The following is a 22,611-nucleotide window of genomic DNA, read 5'->3' on the forward strand; positions in this document are numbered from 1 at the left end:
CTCAGGCCGCGCGCGACGGCGCGGACACCAGCCCGGCCTGCGCGGCAATTCGGTAAAGACCGCGCTCGGTGGCGTGCGCGACCGTTCGTGCCTCGTGGCATCCGTAGCGCGCCAGTGCGGCGCGGTAGCGGTCGCACAGCGCGTCGTTGCCGATCAGGCGCAGCGTCTTGCCCGCCAGCGCGGCCTGTTCGCGCAACAGCACTTCGTTGAGGCCGCGCAGTTCGTGTCCGATCAGCAAGCCCGACAGATAGTCCGACTGCTGTTCCGCCGTCAACTGGCCGGTGAGGCCCAGCGTGCGCGTGCTGAAGATCGTCGCGAGCACGCCGGGATGACCGGCATCGCGTGCCGTATCGACGCCGCGCAGGAACGCCGCTTCATCGTGGGTCGCGCTTGGATGCATGGTGCGGCCGAGGATCGTGTGGTCGCGCAGTGCGCCGAAGGTCTCGCCCGTCATGAAGGTATAGAAGCGCTCGATGCGGTCCTGCCCGACGAACGCCCACTTGGCGTGCGTGCCCGGCAGGCCGATCAGCGCGCCGCCCGAGGCGCCCAGCGAGGGTTCGCTCGCCAGCGCGCCGAAGATCTGGGTTTCCTCGCCGCGCATCACATTGGGTAGCGTGCCGCGTTCGAGCACGCCGGGCACGACATGCAGCGCCACGCCGCGCGCCGTCTGCACCGTGACGATGCCGCCGACGAGCGCATCCGCGCCGGCGGGCGTTTCGACATAAGGTGCCTCGACCCAGCCTTGCGCGCTGCCGACCATGCCCGCCGCGATCACGGGCAGGTGCGGATGCGCGTCGAGCCACGTGCCGCAGGTGTCCTCGAACGCCTGGTCGAAGCCGCCTTCGGGCAGTTTCATGATGCCCGCCGACGATGCGCGCGTGTCGAGCACGCTGGCATCGGCGCCGAGCAGATAGGCGCGCAGGGAGGTCGTGCCCCAGTCGAGCGCGATGAGTGCGGGTCCGGATGCCGTTGCGCTCATCGCTTGATCCTGCGCGACGGCTGCGGCGCGCGCCAGCCGAGTTCCTCGGAGATCGCGCGCGCTTCGCGCTGCACGACCGGGATCAGTTCTTCCATGCGTTCGTGCGGCATGTACGGAATCGTGCTCGCCACCGACAAGGCCGCGACGATCGCGCCGGACGCGTCCCGCACCGGTGCGGCTACGCAACGGATCGACGCTTCGTTCTCTTCGAGATCGAAGGTGAAGCCGCCTTGCGCGTAGCGCGTCATGCGTTGCAGGAAGGTGTCGAAGTCGGGGCGGTTGTCGGGCTTGAAACTGGTCTTCGCCAGCACGCGATGCGACGCGTCGAGCAACCTCTTCCACGCGTTCGCTTCGAGGTCGAGCATCATCGCCTTGCCGATCCCCGTCGATGCCAGCGGCATGCGGTGCCCGACGCGCGAACGCATTTCCAGCCCGCGTGTGCCAGGAATCTTGTCGATGTAGAGGACGTCGTCGCCGTCGCGCACGCCGAGGTGAATGGTGTCGTGCGTATGGTCGGCGAGCGCCTGAAGATGCGGACGCGCGACCGCTGTCAGCGGCATCTGTTCCAGCGCGATCGTGCCCAGCTCGATCAGCTTCGGTCCGAGCAGATAGCCGCCCTGCACCTGGCGCAGATAGCGCGCCTGCACCAGCGAACTGACCAGCCGGTGCGTCGTGCTGCGCGTGGTGCCGAGCGCCGCGCCGAACGAGCGCAGATCGCGCGCGCCGTTGGCGGCGGCTTCGAGGATCGCGAGGCCGCGCAGCAGCGTCTGCGTGCCGGCCTGTTGCGGCGTGATGTCGACCAGCGCGCTCGGCAGTGCGATCGCGTCCGGATCCGGCGCATGCCGCGCGGCGCCCGTGCCGTTGCGTTTCAGGTCCGGACCGCTCGTGTGAGCGGCCTGGACGTCGGCGGCGTCGGCGGCGTCGGTTTCGGGATTCTGGAATTGAGTCATGGCGCGGGTCTCCTGACGGATCACGAAGCGCGGCGGGACGCGAATGACGGCGTCATCGCGCGGAACGCCGAGGCCGAATGACACTGCGAGGAAGCGAATGGCGCGTACGAAACAGCCCGCGAGCGCGGGCAGGCGATCGAATGCATGACGTGTCTCCGTTGTTCTTGTCGCGTGCCGGAGTCAGCCTGGGCGGCTGATCCGGTGACACGCGCAGTGCCGTTTTCCAGCTTTGGTCGGATTGTAGTTCTGGCCGGTTGATTTATTCAATATGTGATCGTGCGACTCACATAATGGGAGGTTAATGTCTGATGCGCCACTTTACAAAAACAAAAAAGCCCTGACGAATCAGGGCTTTATCTTGTTTATTGGGTCTCAGCTAAAACTCATTGCGGCAGCTCGGCAGCGCCCATCCGGCGTGCAATCACGCCCGCCCGCTGCGACAGATACGGCGCGTTGCGGTGATCGTCGAAGTACTTCGGGCGCGGCAGCATGACAGCGAGCCGGGCGCTCTGCCAGGCCGTGAGCTTCGCCGCCGAGGTCTTGTAATAGTGCTGCGCGGCGGCTTCCGCACCGTACACGCCGTTGCCCCATTCGACCGAATTCAGATAGATCTCGAAGATGCGTTCCTTGTCCATCCAGAATTCGAGCATCCAGGTGATCGCGAGCTCCTGCGCCTTGCGCATGTAGCTCTTCTCACGCGACAGCAACAGGTTGCGGGCCAGCTGCTGCGAGATGGTCGAGCCGCCTGCGACGATCTTTCCGCGCGTCTTGTTCTTCTCCCACGCCTGCAGGATGGCGTCGGTTTCGTAGCCGTTGTTGTTGACGAAGTTGGCGTCCTCGGACGCGATGATCGCGCGCTTCAGATTGCGCGAGATCTGGTCGTAGGGAACCCAGGTGCGCTGCAATGTGACGCCCGGATGCGTTTTGGCGAGCGTCCAGGCGTCGCTGCGCATGAAGGCCGTCGGTCCGGGATTCACGACCGTCCAGATGCCGACCTGGGCAAAGAACCAAAGTTGCGTGGCGAAGAACGCGATGCCCAGCACCGAGACGCCGTAGAGAATCCAGCGCGCCGGCCCGAGCCGCACCTCGCGGCGGCTCCGCGCGCTGCCCGATGGCGTTCGGCCGCCGACCGGCGCGGTGGTCATCAGGCTTTCGCGGCCAGCGACTGGCGCAACTCGCGCAGCACGGCGCCGCCGTCGGGACGCACGCCGCGCCAGACGAAGAACGACTCGGCGGCCTGCTCGACCAGCATGCCGAGCCCGTCCGCCGCGCGCGCGCCGAGCCGCGACGCGTGCTGCATGAACACGGTGGGCTGCGCGCCGTACATCATGTCGTAAGCGAGCGTGGCCGGGCCGAAGGCGCTGTCGTCGCACTCGGGCAGCGCGGCATCGAGACTGCCGGCCGTCGCGTTGACGATCACGTCATACGCGCCGCCCTCGACGCTCGCCGCGCTGCCGCCCGAGAAGCGCACGCCGGCTTCGGCTGCGTTCGGCGCGAACTGGTCGACGAGTTGATCCGCCTTCGCCGCCGTGCGATTGACGATGGTGAGCGCAGCCGGGGCGCGCTCGAAGATCGGCAGCACGACGCCGCGCGCCGCGCCGCCCGCGCCGAGCAGCAGGATGCGTGCGCCCTTCAGGCTCACGCCGAGATTCACTTCGATGTCGCGCACGAGTCCGACGCCGTCGGTGTTGTCGCCGCGCACGCCATCGGGGCCGAACGCGAGCGTATTGACCGCGCCGGCCGCCGCGGCGCGCGGCGACAGCGAATCAGCCAGCGCGTGCGCTTCGAGTTTGAACGGCACCGTGACGTTCAGGCCACGCCCGCCCGACGCGATGAAGCGCCGCACTTCCGGCTCGAAACCGCCGAGCGGCCCGAGCATGCGCCCGTATTCGACCGGCTCGCCCGTCTGCACGGCGAACCTTGCATGGATCCACGGCGACTTGCTGTGCTCGACCGGATTGCCGATCACCGCATAACGATCTTTCATGATCCGCTCGGCTCCGGGGGTTGCGGTGCATCGTCAGGGGCAACAGGCGCATCAGCCGGTGACTCGGCCGACGCCTCGGCCGACGCTTCCGCCTCGCTTTGCGCCGAGAGATCATCGGCCTCGATGATCTCCTCCTCAGCCTCGTCTTCCTCGGCCGGCGCGCTGACGGACGGCGCATCGATCACGTGCAGCAGACGGCACGACGCCTCGACGGTCAGCTCGTCGGTCGAGACGACTTCCAGCATCACGCGCGTGCCGCGCGCATGCACGCCGAGGCCCGGCACGTGCAGCACCAGCGGAATCTCTTCGAGACGCACGAGATCGTCCTTGATCACCGACGCCGGCACCTGCTTGCGATTCTCCTGCCGGAGCCAGCGCAGGCACCAGAAATACTCCATGCGGCGCTGATGATCCGCGTAGGCGCTGTAGGTGTCGTCGAAACCCTGCACGACGGCAAAAAGATCCGCGTCCTTCGGCTTGAACGGCGCGGCGAGCTTGGCCATCACGCCATGCTGCACGCAGGCGAGCAGCTGCCACTGATTCACAAGATCGACATAGCGGCGCAGCGGCGACGTGCTCCACGCATATTGCGCGACGCCCAGCCCTTCGTGCGGCGCGGGCGTTGTCTGCATACGCGTGCGCTTCGGACCCGGACCGCCGAAGCCGCGCTGCGAACGATAGATGCCCGGCACGCCGTGGTCATTGAGGAACGCGCCCCACGACGAATTCGCGAGAATCGCCAGTTCCGCGACGATCAGGTCGAGCGGCGAGCCCCGGCGGCGCGGCGTGATCGTGATGTGCTCGCCATCGACATAGAAGTTGAAGTCGTTGTTGCGCTGCACTTCACGCCGCAGGCCATAGCCGGCGCGCGCTTCCTGGCGCTTTTCGAACAGCGCCTGCGCGAGCGGCCACAGCACCGCGATGTCGTCCTTGTGCGGATACTCGCCCGTGCCGGCGGCGAGACTTTCCTCGGTGACGTGTTCATCGAGATGGTTGTGCCGCAGGTTGCTCTTCACGAACACGCGCTCGGCGCGCGTCTCGGTGGCGACAATCTCCTGCGTCTCGCGATTCACGATGATGTACAGCGACAGCGCCGGACGCAGCCCGCCCTCACCGAGCGTGAAGACCTCGACGACGTTGTCGGGCAGCATCGTGATCTTGTCGCCGGGCATGTAGACGGTGGACAGGCGCCCGCGCGCAATTGCGTCGATGGCGTCGTCGCGCGCAATGCCGAGCGCCGGCGCCGCGATATGGATGCCCACGCGCACGCGGCCATCGGCGAGATGTTCGACGGAGAAGGCGTCGTCGATTTCGGTCGTGGTGACGTCGTCGATGGAGAACGCCTGGACGTTCGCTTCCGGCAGATCCTCGGGCAGCGGCGCTGGCTGCACCGCCGGAAAGCCGATGCCGTGCGGAAAGTGCTCCGACAGGAAGCGCGCTTCATGCAGCGCGCGCGGCGACGCGATGCCGCCGCATTCGAGCATCAGCCGCGCCTGCGAAATGCCCCGCGCGGCGGCGGCCGCCTCCAGCGCCTTGTACTCGCTGGAGTTCTTGTCCGGCTTCGTCAGGAGCCCGATGGCCTTGCCCTTCAGCGCCTCGGGCAGTTTGCCGGCTTTGAGTTCCTCTTCCCAGCCCTGCTGCACGAGCGCCTGCTGACGCTTGCGCTCGAGCGAGGCGAGCGCCATCTGCAACTGCTCTTGCGGCGCGCGCTGATACTGGCCGCGTCCCTTGCGACGGAAGTAGACCGGCGAGCCGTGCATCCGCAGCACGAGCGCGGCGCGTTCCGTGGGGCCGAACTTGTCGCCGAAATAATCCGCGCCGAGCGTGGCGAACGGAAACTCCTCGTCGGGCGCGCATTCCCACAGGAAATCGAGATCGATCTCCTGCGCGATCGCGTCGGCCTCCTGCATCAGGTCGCCGGCGGCGGGCTTCTCGAACTCGATCAGCACGTCCTTCGCCCGTACCTTGGCGCGGCGTCCGCCCGGCAACTCGACCTGGAACGCGTCGCCCTGCTTGGACAGCACCGATCCGGCCTTGAAACTACCCGATTCCTCGAAGAAAACGTTCACTCAATACTCTCGTCAGACAGTGGACCGGAACGCAGGCCGATGGTGATGGGGCCGCGCGCCGGTGGATGAATGGGTTCGACGCCCGGATTCACGCCGCAGCGGGCGTGACGAGCGGCGGCGGCGCCTCATCGCAGAACGCGAGCACGTCGGCGAGATGCGCCGGAAAGTCGCTGATCGCATGATCGCCGCCCTGGATCAGCGTGGTGCGCACGCCGGGATAGTGGTCGAGCATCGTACGGTAATCGAGCACTTCGTCGCCCGTCGCCGCGATCAGGAAGTAGCGTTCGGGCCGCGTGATCCGTTCGACCGCGAGCGCGCGCAGTTCGTCGAGATGACGCGGCAGCACGGTGATGCTGCCGCCGCCGTGCCACAGCGGCTGTTTGCCCAGGAAATGACTCAGGTCGCGCTGCGGCACCACGGCGGGATTCAGCAGCACGGCACGCCAGCCGTGTTTCTCGGCGAGATACGTGGCGTAGTAGCCGCCGAGCGAACTGCCGACCACCGTCACGTCACGCGCCGCTTCGTCTGCCACGAGCGATTCCGCGAGCGCGACGGCATCGGACGGCGAGACCGGCAGCGTCGGGCACCGCCATTCGTCGAGCCGGCCGAGTTCCGCAAGGCGCGCATGCATCACGCGCGCCTTGAAAGACTCAGGCGACGAGCGAAAGCCGTGCAGATAGAGAATCACGCCCGTCCTCCGGCGCCGCGCGCCGACAGCGCGTCGAGCAGTTTCTGATGGACGCCGCCGAAGCCGCCGTTGCTCATGACGAGGACGTGGTCGCCCGGACGCGCGGCGGCCGTGACTGCCTTCACCAGCGGTTCGATTTCGTTGAATGCCCTTGCCTTGTCGCCGAGCGGCGCAAGCGCGTCGGCCAGATCCCAGCCGAGCTTGTCGCGGCCTTCGCGCGCGCCGTAGCCGAACACCAGGTCCGCGCCGGCGAGGCTGGCCGGAAGCTGCGCCTTCATCGTGCCGAGTTTCATCGTGTTGGAACGCGGTTCGAGCACGGCAAGGATGCGCGACGCGCCGATGCGCGTGCGCAATCCGGCGACGGTCGTGTCGATGGCGGTGGGATGATGCGCGAAGTCGTCGTACACGGTGACGCCGTCGACGCTGCCCTTGATCTCCATGCGGCGCTTGACGTTACGAAAGCTGCCGAGCGACTTCACCGACTGCGCCGCCGGCACGCCCACCGAGCGCGCTGCCGCAATCGCTGCGAGCGCGTTCAAGCGGTTGTGCTCGCCCTGTACCTGCCAGTCGACCACGCCCTGACGTTCGCCTTCCCAGTACACGGCGAATTGCTCGTCGACGGCCGCGCCGTCAGCAGCCGGCAATGCCTCCCAGCCGCCTTGCACGCCAAAGCGCTCGACGCCCGACCAGCAGCCGCGCGTCAGCACGCGTTCGAGCGCCGCTTCGCGTCCGTTCGTCACGATGCGCCCGATACCGGGCACCGTGCGCACGAGGTGATGAAATTGCGTTTCGATGGCAGCGAGATCCGGGAAGATATCGGCGTGATCGAATTCGAGGTTGTTGAGCACTGCGGTGCGCGGGCGATAGTGGACGAACTTCGAGCGCTTGTCGAAGAACGCCGTGTCGTATTCGTCTGCTTCGATCACGAAGAAACTCGAATCGGTCAGTCGCGCGGAAATGCCGAAGTTGAGCGGCACGCCGCCGATCAAAAAGCCCGGGTTCATGCCCGAGTCTTCGAGCAGCCACGCGAGCATCGAACTCGTGGTGGTCTTGCCGTGCGTGCCGGCCACGGCCAGCACCCACTTGCCGTTCAGCACATGCTCGCCGAGCCATTGCGGGCCGGACGTGTACGGCAGCCCGCGATCGAGGATGGCCTCCATCAGCGGATTGCCGCGCGTCACCACGTTGCCGATCACGAACAGGTCCGGCTCCAGCGCCAGCTGCTCGACGCCATACCCTTCAATCAACTCGATGCCCTGCGCTTCGAGCTGCGTGCTCATCGGCGGATAGACGCCCGCGTCGCAGCCGGTAACCTTGTGGCCCGCTTCGCGCGCCAGGACGGCGAGTCCGCCCATGAAGGTGCCGCAGATGCCGAGGATGTGGATGTGCATAAAGCGTGTCGCGCCGCGCGGGCGATTCAGATTCAGTGCTGAAAACAGGGAATGGCGCCTGGGTTTAAACCCTTGCGGGAGCGCGCCTGAGAGAGGCTATTGTAACCGAGCGAACCCCGCCCTCCGGCGTCCCCAGCGGCGGGTGCCGAAGCCGGCCAAAATGGCTGCCTGCTGTTATCTAGTATCATTTCGGCATGGTTCGCAAATCACATTTCGATCCGCAGCGGGTGCGCGAGGAAATCGCGATCGCCGCTGCGAGAATGATCGCCGAAGACGGTCTCGACTACGCCACCGCCAAGCGCAAGGCCGCGAAGCAGGTGGTCGGCGAGACGAAGATCGGCGGCGAATTCCTGCCTGATAACGACCAGATCGAAGAGGAAATCCGCGAGTACCAGGCGATTTTCCAGAGCGACAGTCAGCCGGCGCTGCTTCGCCGCATGCGCGAAGCCGCGCTCGACTGGATGGAACGGCTCAAGCCCTTCGATCCCTATCTGACCGGCGCGGTGCTGAACGGCACGGCAGGCGAACATTCGGATGTCCATCTGCAATGCTTCTGCGACAACCCGAAGGAAGTCGCCATCTACCTGCTGAACAACAACGTGCAGTACGACGTCTCGGAGACGCGGCATTTCGCCGGGCGCGGCTACGTCGAGACGCTCAGCTTCCTGCAGCGCACCCCGGGTGAGGAGCCGGTCGGCGTGCATATCGCGCTGTACGGCCCGGACGATCTGCGCGGCGCAGTGCGCGCGGACGGCCGCGGGCGGCTCGCTCGCGCCAATGCCACAACGGTTCGCTCGCTGCTCGATCAATCCGATGCGCCGCCGCTCGACATCGGCGGCTGATACTTTTCCGGACGCTCATGAACACCACACGCATTTTCGCGGCCCTCGTGGTTGCGGTCGCCGCAACGGCCGGCGGCCTCTACGCGGGCCACGTCTTCACCGGCAATGACAGCGAGGCCGCGACGCAGGCCAGCAGCGGCACACCGGCCGGCAACCCCGTCGACCAACTCTGGAAGACAACGCCACCGGGCGCGGCGGGCACGTCGCAGCCGTTGGCCGCATTCAAGGGCAAGCCGGTGGTCGTCAACTTCTGGGCGTCGTGGTGCGGGCCGTGCGTCAAGGAAATGCCGGAACTGTCCGCGTTACAGCGCGAGTACCAGAAGAAGGGCATTACCTTCATCGGACTGGGCGTCGACAGCGAAAAAAACGTCAACGACTTCCTCAAGAAAGTGCCGGTGGCCTACCCCGTCTACGTCACCGGATTCGGCGGTGCAGATCTTGCGCGCAGCTTCGGCAACAGTGCTGGCGCTTTGCCTTTTACCGTCGTGATCGACGCAAAAGGCGCCGTTCGGTCGACAAAATTAGGCGAAGTGGACAGCGCGGAACTCAAACGCATCCTCGATAGCTTGTAAAATTTGACTCAAGTCTGCGCGCAAGTTGCATTAAGTAAGCCGCGAGTTAGGGTACATTACGGCGATCTTGAGCCAAATTCGAGATGAGCAGGCGGCGGGCGCGATAATTTGTCTCGTGCTCGACGCCTGGCCCAACGGGTAAAACTAGACAAAATTCTCTAAACGGCGCTAAAGTGCGCCCAATTCCGCACAACCCGAAGCGACCATGACTACTCTGCCGGTGCTGCGAGCTTGCCTCGACGTTGGGCCTGCCATCCGTGAATCGGGTGACGGCCGCCGTGCAGCACCGGGAGCGGTCATACCCGCGCCGTTCGGGCAGGCGGGCCAGCGCAGCCAGGCGGCTGCCGCATCGGCTCGCGGCTGAACAGTCACAGCACCCAAACATCAAGTCAAGCACCGGGCAGCCCCGGTCTCCAAGTATTGAAAGGGGATTTTTCGATGGACCTTCGTAAACTCAAAACGCTGATCGACCTCGTCTCGGAATCCGGCATCTCGGAGCTGGAAGTGACAGAAGGCGAAGGCAAGGTTCGCATCGTCAAGAACGCCGCGCCGGTGTACATGCAGGCGCCGCAGCAGTACGCGCCGCAAGCGCCGATGCCGTCCGCCCCGCACATGGGCCAGGTGGGCGAAGCCGGCGCCCCGGTTGCCGCCGGCGCACCGGCCGCGGCCGTGCAGGGACACGTCGTGACCTCGCCGATGGTCGGCTCGTTCTACCGCGCACCCTCGCCGGGCGCGGATCCGTTCGTGCAGGTCGGCGATACGGTGAAGGAAGGCCAGACGCTGTGCATCATCGAAGCCATGAAGCTCCTGAACGAAATCGAGTCCGACAAGGCCGGCGTCGTGAAGGAAATCCTCGTCGAGAACGGTCAGGCGGTCGAATACGGCCAGCCGCTCTACGTCATCGGCGACTGACGCGCCACCGCGCCGGATGTGCCGCTTCTTCGTCGAACGCAGCCTGAACGCGCGCTTTTTGCCCATGCCGTCGCCATTGCTGTCCGGCATTGCGTCCAGCGCGCAGACTCGCTTGCAGACCTCGTTCGCCCGAGCCGCGCGCGCCGCCGATTGGATCCCCGAGGGCCGCTCGCGCGTGCCCGTTGATGAGCCGACCCACCATGTTTGAAAAAATTCTTATTGCGAACCGCGGCGAGATCGCGCTTCGCATCCAGCGCGCGTGCCGCGAGCTGGGCGTCAAGACCGTTGTCGTCTACTCCGAAGCCGACAAGGAAGCCAAGTACGTCAAGCTCGCCGACGAAGCCGTGTGCATCGGACCGGCGCCGTCCAACCTCTCCTACCTGAACATGCCTGCGCTCATCAGCGCGGCGGAAGTCACCGACGCCGAAGCGATCCACCCCGGCTATGGCTTCCTCTCGGAGAACGCGGATTTCGCCGAGCGCGTCGAGCAATCGGGTTTCACGTTCATCGGCCCGCGCCCGGAGACGATTCGCCTGATGGGCGACAAGGTCACGGCGAAGCAGACCATGATCAAGACCGGCGTGCCGTGCGTGCCGGGTTCGGAAGGCGCGTTGCCGGACGATCCGCGCGAGATCGTGAAGATTGCCCGCGCAGTCGGCTATCCGGTCATCATCAAGGCGGCGGGCGGCGGCGGCGGGCGTGGCATGCGCGTGGTGCATACCGAGGCAGCGCTGGTCAACGCGGTCAACATGACGCGCGAGGAAGCCGGACGGGCCTTCGGCAACCCGCAGGTCTACATGGAGAAGTTCCTCGAGAATCCGCGTCACATCGAGATCCAGGTGCTGTCGGATTCGTTCCGCAACGCCGTCTGGCTGGGCGAGCGCGACTGCTCGATGCAGCGCCGTCACCAGAAGGTGATCGAGGAAGCGCCGGCGCCGGGTATCGCGCGACGTCTGATCGAACGCATCGGCGACCGCTGCGCCGACGCCTGCAAGAAGATGGGCTACCTCGGCGCGGGCACGTTCGAGTTCCTGTACGAGAACAACGAGTTCTACTTCATCGAGATGAACACGCGCGTGCAGGTCGAGCATCCGGTGACGGAGCTCATCACCGGCGTCGACATCGTGCAGGAGCAGATCCGCATCGCGGCCGGCGAGAAGCTCTCGGTCCGCCAGAAGGACATCCAGTTCCGCGGACATGCCATCGAATGCCGGATCAACGCGGAAGATCCCTTCAAGTTCACGCCGTCGCCGGGACGCATCACGTCCTGGCATACGGCGGGCGGCCCGGGCATCCGCGTCGACTCGCACGCCTATGCCAATTACTTCGTGCCGCCGAACTACGATTCGATGATCGGCAAGCTGATCGCCTACGGCGCGACCCGCGAGCAGGCCATCAACCGCATGCGCATCGCGCTGTCGGAGATGGTGGTCGAAGGGATTCAGACCAACATCCCGCTGCATCGCGAGATGATGATCGACGCGAAGTTCGTCGAAGGCGGCACGAGCATCCATTACCTCGAAAACAAGCTCGCCGCACGTCAGGCGGCCGTGGCCGAAGAGTCCTGAAGCCCGCAAGCAAGAAAACCGCAAGAGAGTCAGCATGAGTTACCGGGAACTGATCGCCGAACTGGACCGCGAGCACGCGGAAGCGCTGTCGGATGCGCTGCTCGACGTGGGCGCGCTGTCGGTTTCCGTCGAGGACGCCGACGCCGACACGCCCGACGAACAACCGCTGTTCGGTGAGCCCGGTCTCGTGCCAGAAAAGAGCGCGTGGAAGCGTTCGCGCGTGGTGGCACTGCTCGCCGAGGACGCCGAACCGGCTGTGTTGCTGGCGGCGGCCGCGAACGAGATTGGCCTGAGTGCGACGCCCTCCTTCAGCGTGCGCGACGTGGCCGAGCAGGACTGGGTGCGGCTGACGCAGGCGCAGTTCGATCCGATCTCCATCGGCGAGCGCATCTGGGTCGTGCCTTCGTGGCACGACGCACCGGACCCGGACGCGCTCGTGCTTGAACTCGATCCGGGTCTCGCCTTCGGCACCGGCAGCCATCCGACCACGCGCCTCTGCATGGAATGGCTCGAGCAATCGGTCCAGCCCGGACAGTCGCTGCTCGACTATGGCTGCGGCTCCGGCATCCTCGCCATTCTTGCGAAGAAATGCGGTGCGGATCCGGTCACCGGCATCGATATCGATCCGCAGGCGGTCGAGTCCGCGCGCCACAACAGCGAGCGCAATCACGCGGCCGTCACCTACGGCCTGCCCGACGAATGTCCGGCCGGCGAATTCGATATCGTCGTCGCGAACATTCTGTCGAATCCGCTCAAGCTGATGGCGTCGATGCTCTCGTCGAAGGTCAGGCCGGGCGGCCGGATTGCGTTGTCGGGCGTGCTCGCGCGCCAGGCCGACGAGGTCGCGGCGGCCTATGCGAAGTGGATCGACATCGGCGTCTGGCGTGAGCACGAAGGCTGGGTATGTCTGGCGGGAACGCGGCGCGAAAGTCATTAAAATAGCGCCATCGTCCACGAACCGGCCGCAAGGCCAACGGCACTTCTTATATGGCGCTGGCAACCCGCTGCCCCCACTGCGAAACCGTCTTCAAGCTCGACCCTCACCTGCTCGCGCCGCATGACGGTCGCGTGCGCTGCGGCCACTGTCAGGAGGTTTTCGACGCCGCGCATCATCGCTTCGAACTTCCCGACGAAACCGCCGCGCCAGCCATGCCGCAGCATGCCGCGATCATCGACGATGAAGCCGCCATCGGCCCGTCCACGTATACCGCTCCCGCTGACACGCCGCCCATAGCGGACGCGCCGCCGAAGCCCCGGCCGTTTGCGCCGCCGCCCGCGGCACCTGCTGCACCTGCTGCTCCCCTTCCAACGCCCGAAGACGACGAAGACCGCACGGTCTACGCGCATGTTCCGGCATCGCCACCGACGTCCGCGCCGGCGCCGCGCGACGACGCGCCGCAAAGCGCATCGAGCGACGCCGCCAACGAACCTTCCGCGGAACCGCAAGCGCCGCCGCGCGTGAAGCAGTTCGTTCGCGCGGGCGCGCCGCAGACGCGGCCCGATGCGCCTTTTGCGTCGCCGGTTGAACCGGCTCCGCCGCCGTTCAGGCCGGCCTCTTCGTCATTCGATCCGGTCGACGATCGCGCTGAGCCGTTCATCGGCCCGGTGGGCAAGCCGCCGGAGCCGGAGCCGCCGCGTCCCGCGCCGGAGCCCGCCGCCGCGCCCGCATGGGCCGACGATCCTGAACCCGGTTTCGGCGAAAGACGCGCCGGCGCCACGCGCGCGGCCAGTGCCAACGAAGCCTTTCCCGCGATGCGCGAAACGATGCATGACACCCTGCACGACGCGCCCCGCCCGCCCGTGACCGAGCCCGTGGGCAGCACGCGCAAGGGCAAGGGCGGCCGTATCGCCGGGATCGTGCTGGCGGTGCTGCTGGTGCTGCTCCTCATCGCGCAACTCGCCTGGTGGCAACGCGAGACCGTGATGGTGACCGTGCCCGGCGCGCATGCCCTCTATGCCGATGTCTGCGATCAGCTCGGCTGCAAGGTGTCGCCGCCGCGCGACATCGACGGACTCCAGATCGAAAGCTCGGGACTGCGTCAGGTGGACGGCCCGCACAAGCTCGAACTGAAGCTCTCGCTGCGCAACCGGATGGATGTCGCGCTCGCCTACCCCGCGCTCGAACTCACGCTGCTCGACGACAAGAACAATGTCGCCATCCGCCGTGTGCTCTGGCCGCAGGATTACGCGCGACCGGGTACGATATTCGCCATCGGCCTGCCGCCGCAGAGCGCGCAGCCGGTCGTCATCCGGCTAGATACCGGCGACGCCGTCGCCGCGAACTACCGGGTTCAGGTCTTTTATCCGTAATGGCGGGCCGGCGCACGCGCGCCCGGCCCCCTGTTCCACACGACGCGCGTCACGGCCTTCGCGGTTCGCGCACGCGCGGTTTTCCCGTCAGCATCTGACAATTCTCTGGAGCGCAACATGAGTCAAGTTACCCTCGGCGGCAATCCCATCGACGTAGGCGGCACGTTCCCGGGCAAGGGCCAGCAGGCCAGCGAGTTCACGCTGGTCGGCACGGATCTCGGCGACGTCAAGCTCGCCAGCTTCGCCGGCAAGCGCAAAGTGCTGAACATCGTGCCGAGCCTCGACACGCCGACCTGCGCCACCTCCACGCGCAAGTTCAACGAAGCCGCCAGCAAGCTGGACAACACGGTGGTCGTGGTGGTGTCGGGCGACCTGCCCTTCGCGATGAAGCGCTTCTGCACGACCGAAGGGCTCGAGAACGTCGTGTCGGCATCGACGTTCCGCGGCCATGAATTCGCGCAGTCCTACGGCGTCGACATCACGAGCGGCCCGCTGCGCGGCCTGACGGCGCGCGCAGTCGTCGTGCTCGACGAAAACAACGCGGTGCTGCATTCGCAACTCGTTCCTGAGATCAAGGAAGAGCCGAACTACGACGCCGCACTTGCTGCACTGAAGTAATTCCGAAACGCGGGCCGCACTGCGCGGCCCGCGCGCATGCGAGGCGCGATGCTCGACATCCGGCAGCCGTCGCGCCTCGCATGCGCTTGCGCTTTTCCTCTTCCGGCTTCCAACAATAAGGACGTTCGCCTTGGCTACGCTCATCTGCGGCTCGCTCGCCTACGACAACATCATGACCTTCCAGGGCCGCTTCGGCGACCACATCCTGCCGGACCAGGTACACATGCTGAACATCAGCTTCCTGGTGCCGACGATGCGCCGCAACTTCGGCGGCTGCGCGGGCAACATCGCTTACGCGCTGAAGTTGCTGGGCGGCGACGCGAAGATCATGGCCACGCTGGGCGAGGCGGATGCGCAGTTGTACATCGACCGGCTCGACGCGCTTGGTTTGTCGAAGGAATACGTGCGCGTGCTGCCCGACCAGCACTCGGCGCAGTGCTTCATCACCACTGACCTCGCGAACAACCAGATCACCGCGTTCCATCCGGGCGCGATGATGGAATCGCACCTCAACCGCACCGAGGAAGCGCGCGGCGTCTCGCTCGGCATCGTCGCGCCGGACGGGGCACAAGGTATGCGCGAGCATGCCGAAGGGTTTGCCAAAGCGGGCGTGCCATTCGTCTTCGATCCGGGTCAGGGATTGCCTATCCTTGAAGGTGTGGAGCTTTGTCGCATGATTGAACTTGCCACCTACGTGGCGGTCAACGATTACGAAGCCAAGCTGTTGAGCAACAAGACCGGATGGTCGATTGAAGACATCATGAGCCGCGTGAAGGCGCTCGTGATTACGCGGGGCGAACACGGCGCGCAGATCTATCACGCGGACGGCGTGCTTGAAGTACCGGCAGTGCAGGCGCAGCAAGTGGTCGACCCCACCGGTTGCGGTGACGCGTTCCGCGGCGGCCTGCTCTACGGCATTGAAAATGGGCTTGGCTGGGAAAAAACCGGGCGTCTCGCGAGCCTGATGGGCGCGCTGAAAATCGAGCATCAGGGGCCGCAGACTTACGCGCCCACGCGCGCCGAGATCGAAGCACGCTACCAGCAGGCATTTGGAAATAGCCTGTCGTAACTGATTTGGAGCAAGGGTATGAAAACGGTAAGTCGTGTCGTGCTGGCGGCGGCGCTCATCGGCTCAGTGGCGATGACCGGCTGCGCCTCTAACAGCAGTTCGCCGGACGTCTATACGTCGTCGCAGGCGCAGCGCGAGGAGACGGTCCGCATGGCCACCGTCGAAAGCGTGCGGGGCGTGAAGATCAGCTCGAACAACGGCCAGCCGAGCGGCCTGGGCGCCATCGGCGGCGGCGCGCTGGGCGGCGTTGCGGCGGCCAGCGCGATCGGCGGCGGCAACGGCTCGATCATCGCGGGCATCATCGGCGGCCTGGCGGGCGCGGTGGCGGGCAACGCGGTGGAGAATAACGTGGCCACCAAGAACGGCCTCGAGATCACCGTGCGTCTCGACAACGGCGACCTCCGCGCCATCACGCAGACCGCCAGCGGCGAAGTCTTCCAGGCAGGCGAGCGGGTGCGTCTGTTGTCGAGCGGCGGCGTGACGCGCGTCACACACTAAGACGTCGAGACACTAAGACGCTGAGGCACATCACGGCGCGACAGGACTGATCGAGCGCATGCATCGAACGATGCATGCGCTTTTTTATTTGCCCGCGCGCAGCGAGTTTCTCGATTCGACGGGCTTGAAGCAATCGCCGCTGCGCGTTCCCGCCATACGAATCAGAAAATGAAAAACCCGCCGCCGGGTTGCCCCGGACGGCGGGTTCAGTCCGGGTAGCATTACCCGGACTCAAGGCACATCGCAATGTGCCGGATTGCTGCCTGCTACGCGAACTTACGGACGGCTGCCCGTCGGGAACGGCCATGCCGCTGCCGGGTTCAACGCCGTCTTGACCGCTGCGGCCGGGGCCGGAGCCGGTGCCGAAACAGTCGTTGCCGTCGTGGCAGGAGCGGCGGCCGTGGTCTTCTTCGCAGCAGCGGCTTTCTTGGCCGGCGCTTTTTTCGCGGGGGCCTTTTTCGCAGCGGGCGCAGCAGCAGCAGGCGCAGGCGCAGGGGCTGCGGTCTTCGCAGCAGCCTTTTTCGCGGGAGCCTTTTTCGCAGCGGCCTTCTTCGCTGCGGCCTTCTTCGCAGGCGCCTTCTTCGCGGCAGCCTTCTTCGCAGGCGCCTTCTTGGCCGCTACTTTCTTCGCTGCGACCTTCTTGGCTGCGGCCTTTTTCGCGGGCGCCTTCTTGGCTGCGACCTTCTTGGCTGCAACCTTCTTCGCCGCGGCCTTCTTCGCGGGCGCCTTCTTGGCTGCGACCTTCTTCGCTGCTACTTTCTTGGCTGCGACTTTCTTCGCTGCAACCTTCTTCGTCGCGACCTTCTTCGTTGCGACCTTCTTCGCCGCTACTTTCTTGGCTGCGACTTTCTTGGCCGCGACCTTCTTCACAGCGACCTTCTTGGCTGCGACCTTCTTCGCCGGAGCTGCCTTCTTGGCGGTGACTTTCTTTGCTGCAGCCTTTTTGACGGCGATTTTTTTCTTGGCAAGTGCCATGGTTTACTCCTTCAGGTTTTCAGATGAGAGTCAGTTCAAACAACACCCTTCGTCAAAACCCGCTTCCCACGTGTCGCCTTTCTCGACAGCGCACGCTACGAAGCGGATTATTCATCGGCGTACGCTGATCCCACCTGCTTACGCTAATGAATACGGCAAGGCGCGCCGTGCCCCGAGGCACCGCGCGCCAAATTGAGTCAACACCACGTCTTCGTGGCGCCGGCCATCGCTTGATCGAGCCAGCGGGCCTGCCGCTGGCATATTCCGGGGGGAAGTTTGCCCATCCCTTTGCAGGGAATGCACAACGCCTGTCTTCTGTTCGGGCCGATAATCGGCGCGTTGAATTGCTAGGCGCACATTGCATCAGGCGACCGTTCTCCTAAACCTTGTTGGTCCGGGCGCGCGTGAGCGACACGCTGCTGCCCGGCCATCCCATCGATTTCGTCTGCAACACGTCCTGGATTTTTATTATTCCCAGGTCAGCGCGCCGCCGGTTTGATACTCAATCACGCGTGTCTCGAAGAAGTTGCGTTCCTTCTTCAAGTCGATCATTTCGCTCATCCACGGGAACGGGTTTTCCTCGTTCGGGAAGAGCGGGTCCAGTCCGATCTGCTGGCAACGCCGGTTGCAGATGAACCGCAGGTAGCTCTTGAACATCGACGCATTCAGGCCGAGCACCCCGCGCGGCATGGTGTCTTCCGCGTAGCGATATTCAAGTTCCACCGCCTGCTTGAAGAGCTCGCGGATCTCGGCCTTGAATTCGGCGGTCCACAGTTGCGGCTCTTCCAGCTTGATCTGGTTGATGAGGTCGATGCCGAAGTTGCAGTGCATCGACTCGTCGCGAAGGATGTACTGATACTGCTCCGCCGCGCCCGTCATCTTGTTCTGACGACCCAGCGCCAGAATCTGCGTGAAGCCCACATAGAAGAACAGCCCTTCCATGATGCAGGCAAACACGATCAACGACTTCAGCAATTTCTGGTCCGCTTCCAGCGTGCCGGTCGTGAAGGCCGGATCGGTCAGCGTCTGGATGAACGGAATGAGGAACTCGTCCTTGTCGCGGATCGACTTCACTTCGTGATACGCGTTGAAGATCTCGCTCTCGTCGAGGCCCAGCGATTCGACGATGTACTGGTACGCGTGCGTGTGGATCGCCTCTTCGAATGCCTGGCGCAGCAGGAACTGGCGGCACTCGGGAGCGGTGATGTGACGGTACGTGCCCAGCACGATGTTGTTCGCTGCCAGCGAATCCGCGGTTACGAAGAATCCGAGATTGCGCTTGACGACGCGGCGCTCGTCGTCCGACAGACCGTTCGGGTCTTTCCACAGGGCGATGTCGCGCGACATGTTCACTTCCTGCGGCATCCAGTGGTTCGCGCAGCCGGCGAGATACTTTTCCCACGCCCACTTGTACTTGAACGGCACGAGCTGATTGACGTCGGTCTGGCCGTTGATGATGCGCTTGTCGGCGACATTGACGCGGGCCTCGCTCTGCGCGGCGATGGCGCCGGCCGAAGGCGTGGCGGCTGCGGGCGGAACGAAACCGTCGGAGAAGATGTTGGTCGTGCTTGCTTGCGGCGCAGACGCAGACGCAGATGATTGGGCAGCTTGATGAGTGGCTTGATGAGCATGCGCAACATGCGTTGCAGCTTGCGTACCGAAAGTCGTGCCTTGAGCGTTACGCAACGCGTTCGGTTGCGGAGCGCTCGAGGGAGCTACGGCAGTGGTCTCGTCATCCCAGTTGAGCATAAATTCTCACCATCAATTTAGATCGGTTTGTACCATCTTTTTCTGAGCGTTAAAAGAGTTTGCTCATGAAAAATCTCGTTTTCTTGCGATTTGGATTCCACGTTGCTACTTGCAAACAACACTCGACAGAGCGTGATGTGTTTGAAGCCCGATGCGATATCCGTTCAAACGTGTGTGAAGCGATCCTGATCGAGTGACTTCGAAGACCTCGCGAGATCAGTGCAGCGTGCTTCATGCAACTTGCCTCGCTGCCTCGAGAGCCTTTCAGTACAAGGCTTTGCGGCTTGGGTACTCAACGCGGCCAACTGATGTTGCCCGTTGTGCCGCGAGCATTGCGACATGCAGCGCGCCCGATGATCGATGCAGCGAAGCGTCGCTCGCTTCATGCATCGACGATGTCTCTCGACGACACTCGATGCGAAACAAAAGATGCGTGAAGAGCGACTGCTTCGCGAGGTGCTCGAACGATGACTCGCACCTCGTGTTCTTGCCACTCGCTTGCGTGCTTCGACGACCTCCATTGCATGTCATCGCACACCCTTCGCACTACACCTTCGCCTCGCTCGAAACATGCTCGCGGCAGCCTGCTGACATCGCTTGCACGACCGCTTGCGCGCTTCGAATTCGTTGCCGAAGTTTAACATTCGATGCTTCGCATTTCCACAATATCTTGTGCTTGCAAAATCCTTCAACACAACCTATAGCGCGTTAACGCAAGCATCCGAAACACCTCGAAGCACCGCTGTCAGGCCTTCCCGCCACGCAAGGGATCGAGCAGCGAACGCAGGTTGTTGTGGTCGATCTCGTGCATCAATGCGAGCAGCCTGCCGAGCTTGCCCTCTGGAAAACCCTCACGCGCGAACCATGCGAGATAGTGCGCGGGCAGGTCGGCGATGACGCGATCCTTGTACTTGCCATAGGGCATCTTCATCGATACGAGTCGTTGCAGATCTTCCGGTTCCATCGTGTCCTCACGTCTTGAGCAATGTTCTTCGCGCCACGTTGCGCACAGCAATCCTTCAGCGACTGCTCCATATCGGTGCCATAATCGCCGCTCTTGCCGCCAAGAGTTGATCGCGATTCGCCATGCCGCTTGCCGTCAAAGCTTTCGTTGCCCCTCTCATCGTCGCATGTGCGATGTTCATGGAAAGCGTCGACGCCAATGTCATCGTCACCGCGATCCCCGAGATGGCCCGCGCCTTCGGCCGCGATCCCGTCACGCTGAAGGTCGCCGTCACGAGCTACGTGCTCGGTCTCGGTGTCTTCATCCCGATCTGCGGCTGGGTGGCCGACCGCTTCGGCGCACGCGTCGTGTTCCGCACCGCCATTGGCATCTTCGTCGTGGGCTCGCTGCTGTGCGCGGCCTCCACGTCACTCGGACCGTTCACGGTGGCGCGTTTCATCCAGGGCGTCGGCGGCGCGATGATGGTTCCGGTCGGCCGCATCATCATCTTCCGTTCGGTGCGCCGCTCGGAGTTCATCCGCGCGATGAACTACCTCTCGCTGCCCGCCATGCTCGGGCCTGCCATCGGACCGCTGCTCGGCGGCTTCATCACGACCTACCTGCACTGGCGCCTGATCTTCTTCATCAACATTCCGATCGGCATCCTCGGCATCTGGCTCACGAATCGTCATATCGCCAACTCGCGCGAGGAGCATCCGGGACGGCTGGACTGGTTCGGCTTCTTCCTTTCGGGAAGCGCCGGCGTGCTGCTGCTGCTCGGACTCTCGCTCGTCGGCGGCGAACTGATTCCGCAAGGCACCGCCTGGGCGATGTGCGCCGCCGGCGCGCTGCTGGTGGTGCTGTACTGCATCCATGCGCGCCGCGCCGACAAACCGCTGCTCGACCTGCGCTTCTTCCGCGTGCCGACCTTCCAGGCCAGCGTGCTCGGCGGCTCGATGTTCCGCATCGGTCTGGGCGCGGTGCCGTTCCTGCTGCCGCTCGCGTTGCAGGAGGGCCTCGGCATGACCGCGTTCAAGTCCGGCGCGATCACCTGTGCATCGGCGTTCGGCGGCATGTTCATGCGCTCGCTCGCCTCGCGCGTGCTGCATCGCTTTGGCTTCCGGCAGACGCTGTTCTATAACGCGGCGCTGTCGGGCATCGCGATTGCGGCATGCGGTGCGTTCTTCCCCGGCACGCCCACCTGGGTGATCTGGGCGGTCGTGCTGCTCGGCGGCTTCTTCCCCGCGTTGCAGTTCACGAGCCTCAACTCGCTCGCCTACGCGGAGATCGAGACGCGCGACGTCGGCCGTGCGACCAGTCTTGCGAGCTTCGTGCAGCAGGTGTCGCTGGGGCTCGGCGTGACGGTCGCGGGCATCACGCTGGAGTTGTCGCAATATCTGAACGGCCATGCCACCGTGCAGTGGTCGGATTTCTGGCCGGCGTTTGTTGTCGTCGGCCTGTTCTCCTTCTTCTCGATGCCGATCACCGCGCGCCTCGCACACGACGCGGGTACCGAGATCTCGCGCGGTACGCGCGGCTGAGCGTTCGGGAGTTCGCTGGAGCGGGGGTGGCGGCGGGGCTTTTGCGCTGTCCGCCTACGTGGCGATCGTCCGCAGGGCGTTGATCTTCGCGTCCTTCGCTTGCATGCCGATTGACTGTGAGGCCGTCGGCTTCGTGCCGCGCCTTCGTCGGCAAGGCTTTCGCCGCGCGTCATTCACCTTCGCCTTTCGCTTTCGTGGCCTGCGTCGTCGAGCCTTTGCTTTCGTGGCCTGCGCCGCCGCGTCTTGCCTTCGTGGCCTTCGTGGCCTTCGTGGCCTGCGTGGCCTGCGCCGCCGCGTCGTTCGCCTTCGTAACCTTAGTCGTCGCGCCTTTTGCCGTCGTAGCCTTCGTGGCCTGCGTCATCGCGCCCTTTCGCTTTCGTAGCCTGCGTCGTCGCGCCTTTTGCCTTCGTGGCCTTCGCAGTAGCACCTTTCGCCTTCGTAGGCTGCGTCGCCCCGCCTTTTGCCTTCGTGGCCTAAGTCGTCGCGCCCTTTGCCTCCGTAAACTGCGTTGTCGCGTCCTTCGCGTAGCCTGCGTTGTCGCGTCCCTCGCCTTCGTAGCCTGCGTTGTCGCGTCCTTCGCGTAGCCTGCGTTGTCGCGTCCTTCGCCTTCGTAGCCTGCGTCGCCGCGTCCTTCGCCTTCGTAGCCTGCGTCGTCACGCCTTTTGCCTTCGTGGCCTTCGCCGCCGCGTCCTTCGCCTTTGTAGGCTGCGTCGCCCCGCCTTTTGCGTTCGTGGCCTATGTCGTCGCGCCCTTCGCCTCCGTGGTCTGCGTCGCCGCGTCCTCAGCCTTCGTGGCTTGCGTCGTCGCGCCTTTTGCCTTCGTGGCCTGCGCAGCAGCGCCCTTCGCCTTCGTGACCTTCGCCCGCGTGCCCTCCGCCGTCGCGCCCGTCACCCTCGCACTCTTCCCCGCCGTCTCACCGCGCCCGCAATCACCCTGACCCGCGCCGTACA

At 64.8% G+C, this 22,611-nt stretch carries 22 protein-coding genes and 1 pseudogene; 10 read left to right on the top strand and 13 right to left on the bottom strand.

Annotation, left to right across the window (positions count from 1 at the left end):
* Nucleotide 1 precedes the first annotated feature (1 nt).
* The 7 genes from QCE88_RS14265 to mpl form a co-directional block, all read right to left on the bottom strand.
* Entirely contained in the window at nt 2–979 is a 978-nt protein-coding gene (locus tag QCE88_RS14265; RefSeq protein ID WP_309902881.1) for a 2-dehydro-3-deoxygalactonokinase, read from the bottom strand.
* A complete protein-coding gene (locus QCE88_RS14270; RefSeq protein WP_309902883.1) occupies nt 976–1,929 on the bottom strand; it encodes an IclR family transcriptional regulator in 954 nt (317 codons plus the stop codon). Before QCE88_RS14270 ends, QCE88_RS14265 begins: the two co-directional genes overlap by 4 nt.
* A gap of 383 nt (nt 1,930–2,312) precedes the next feature.
* Nucleotides 2,313–3,074 carry a monofunctional biosynthetic peptidoglycan transglycosylase gene (gene mtgA / locus QCE88_RS14275; RefSeq protein WP_309902885.1) on the bottom strand — a complete coding sequence of 254 codons (762 nt, stop codon included), beginning with the start codon at nt 3,072–3,074 and terminating at the stop codon, nt 2,313–2,315.
* Nucleotides 3,074–3,916 (bottom strand): shikimate dehydrogenase, encoded by an 843-nt coding sequence (aroE, locus tag QCE88_RS14280; protein ID WP_309902886.1) that lies wholly within the window; start codon nt 3,914–3,916, stop codon nt 3,074–3,076. Before aroE ends, mtgA begins: the two co-directional genes overlap by 1 nt.
* Nucleotides 3,913–5,985 carry an RNB domain-containing ribonuclease gene (locus QCE88_RS14285; protein ID WP_309902888.1) on the bottom strand — a complete coding sequence of 691 codons (2,073 nt, stop codon included), beginning with the start codon at nt 5,983–5,985 and terminating at the stop codon, nt 3,913–3,915. The genes aroE and QCE88_RS14285 overlap by 4 nt, the downstream gene beginning before the upstream one ends.
* A gap of 88 nt (nt 5,986–6,073) precedes the next feature.
* Entirely contained in the window at nt 6,074–6,673 is a 600-nt protein-coding gene (locus tag QCE88_RS14290) for a YqiA/YcfP family alpha/beta fold hydrolase (RefSeq protein WP_309902890.1), read from the bottom strand.
* On the bottom strand, nt 6,670–8,112 hold the full coding sequence (gene mpl, locus QCE88_RS14295) for a UDP-N-acetylmuramate:L-alanyl-gamma-D-glutamyl-meso-diaminopimelate ligase (RefSeq protein WP_409018121.1): 1,443 nt from the start codon (nt 8,110–8,112) through the stop codon (nt 6,670–6,672). Before mpl ends, QCE88_RS14290 begins: the two co-directional genes overlap by 4 nt.
* 146 nt (nt 8,113–8,258) lie before the next feature.
* Here mpl and QCE88_RS14300 point away from each other — a divergent pair, with 146 nt between their 5' ends.
* The 9 genes from QCE88_RS14300 (at nt 8,259) to QCE88_RS14340 (ending at nt 16,453) form a co-directional block, all read left to right on the top strand.
* Entirely contained in the window at nt 8,259–8,906 is a 648-nt protein-coding gene (locus tag QCE88_RS14300) for a UDP-N-acetylmuramate--alanine ligase (protein ID WP_309902893.1), read from the top strand.
* A gap of 17 nt (nt 8,907–8,923) precedes the next feature.
* Nucleotides 8,924–9,478, top strand: coding sequence for a TlpA disulfide reductase family protein (locus tag QCE88_RS14305; protein ID WP_309902895.1), 555 nt, complete (start codon nt 8,924–8,926; stop codon nt 9,476–9,478).
* Nucleotides 9,479–9,916: 438 nt separating this feature from the next.
* Nucleotides 9,917–10,390, top strand: a complete 474-nt coding sequence (accB, locus tag QCE88_RS14310) for an acetyl-CoA carboxylase biotin carboxyl carrier protein (RefSeq protein ID WP_309902897.1) — start codon at nt 9,917–9,919, stop codon at nt 10,388–10,390.
* A 200-nt stretch (nt 10,391–10,590) separates the two neighbouring features.
* Entirely contained in the window at nt 10,591–11,958 is a 1,368-nt protein-coding gene (accC, locus tag QCE88_RS14315; RefSeq protein ID WP_309902899.1) for an acetyl-CoA carboxylase biotin carboxylase subunit, read from the top strand.
* Nucleotides 11,959–11,992: 34 nt separating this feature from the next.
* Nucleotides 11,993–12,895: a 50S ribosomal protein L11 methyltransferase gene (gene prmA, locus QCE88_RS14320; protein WP_309902901.1), complete on the top strand. Its 903-nt coding sequence runs from the start codon at nt 11,993–11,995 to the stop codon at nt 12,893–12,895.
* Nucleotides 12,896–12,945: 50 nt separating this feature from the next.
* Nucleotides 12,946–14,268: a DUF3426 domain-containing protein gene (locus tag QCE88_RS14325; protein WP_309902904.1), complete on the top strand. Its 1,323-nt coding sequence runs from the start codon at nt 12,946–12,948 to the stop codon at nt 14,266–14,268.
* Between the two features lie 117 nt (nt 14,269–14,385).
* Nucleotides 14,386–14,886: a thiol peroxidase gene (gene tpx, locus QCE88_RS14330; protein ID WP_309833375.1), complete on the top strand. Its 501-nt coding sequence runs from the start codon at nt 14,386–14,388 to the stop codon at nt 14,884–14,886.
* A 130-nt stretch (nt 14,887–15,016) separates the two neighbouring features.
* Nucleotides 15,017–15,955, top strand: coding sequence for a carbohydrate kinase family protein (locus QCE88_RS14335; RefSeq protein WP_309902906.1), 939 nt, complete (start codon nt 15,017–15,019; stop codon nt 15,953–15,955).
* An 18-nt stretch (nt 15,956–15,973) separates the two neighbouring features.
* Nucleotides 15,974–16,453: a hypothetical protein gene (locus QCE88_RS14340; RefSeq protein ID WP_309833377.1), complete on the top strand. Its 480-nt coding sequence runs from the start codon at nt 15,974–15,976 to the stop codon at nt 16,451–16,453.
* Between the two features lie 276 nt (nt 16,454–16,729).
* On the opposite strand, the gene QCE88_RS14345 is transcribed toward QCE88_RS14340, so the two are convergent.
* From QCE88_RS14345 to QCE88_RS14360, 4 genes and pseudogenes are all read right to left on the bottom strand, one after another.
* Entirely contained in the window at nt 16,730–17,428 is a 699-nt protein-coding gene (locus tag QCE88_RS14345; protein ID WP_309902908.1) for a histone H1-like DNA-binding protein, read from the bottom strand.
* A gap of 30 nt (nt 17,429–17,458) precedes the next feature.
* A pseudogene (locus tag QCE88_RS14350) lies at nt 17,459–17,792 on the bottom strand (hypothetical protein).
* Nucleotides 17,793–17,896: 104 nt separating this feature from the next.
* Nucleotides 17,897–19,177 carry a ribonucleotide-diphosphate reductase subunit beta gene (locus tag QCE88_RS14355; protein WP_309902909.1) on the bottom strand — a complete coding sequence of 427 codons (1,281 nt, stop codon included), beginning with the start codon at nt 19,175–19,177 and terminating at the stop codon, nt 17,897–17,899.
* A 745-nt stretch (nt 19,178–19,922) separates the two neighbouring features.
* The gene (locus tag QCE88_RS14360) at nt 19,923–20,141 is read right to left on the bottom strand and encodes a DUF3820 family protein (protein WP_309902911.1); all 219 of its coding nucleotides are present in this window, start codon (nt 20,139–20,141) and stop codon (nt 19,923–19,925) included.
* A 122-nt stretch (nt 20,142–20,263) separates the two neighbouring features.
* Here QCE88_RS14360 and QCE88_RS14365 point away from each other — a divergent pair, with 122 nt between their 5' ends.
* The gene (locus QCE88_RS14365; protein WP_309902913.1) at nt 20,264–21,661 is read left to right on the top strand and encodes an MFS transporter; all 1,398 of its coding nucleotides are present in this window, start codon (nt 20,264–20,266) and stop codon (nt 21,659–21,661) included.
* Nucleotides 21,662–21,830: 169 nt separating this feature from the next.
* Here QCE88_RS14365 and QCE88_RS14370 read toward each other — a convergent pair whose 3' ends face one another.
* Both QCE88_RS14370 and QCE88_RS14375 read right to left on the bottom strand, forming a co-directional pair.
* Nucleotides 21,831–22,022 carry a hypothetical protein gene (locus QCE88_RS14370; RefSeq protein WP_309902914.1) on the bottom strand — a complete coding sequence of 64 codons (192 nt, stop codon included), beginning with the start codon at nt 22,020–22,022 and terminating at the stop codon, nt 21,831–21,833.
* 374 nt (nt 22,023–22,396) lie between these two features.
* On the bottom strand, nt 22,397–22,552 hold the full coding sequence (locus QCE88_RS14375) for a hypothetical protein (RefSeq protein WP_309902917.1): 156 nt from the start codon (nt 22,550–22,552) through the stop codon (nt 22,397–22,399).
* Nucleotides 22,553–22,611 lie beyond the last annotated feature (59 nt).

Origin of the sequence: Caballeronia sp. LZ035 (assembly GCF_031451175.1) — a bacterium.
Taxonomy (GTDB): Bacteria; Pseudomonadota; Gammaproteobacteria; order Burkholderiales; family Burkholderiaceae; genus Caballeronia.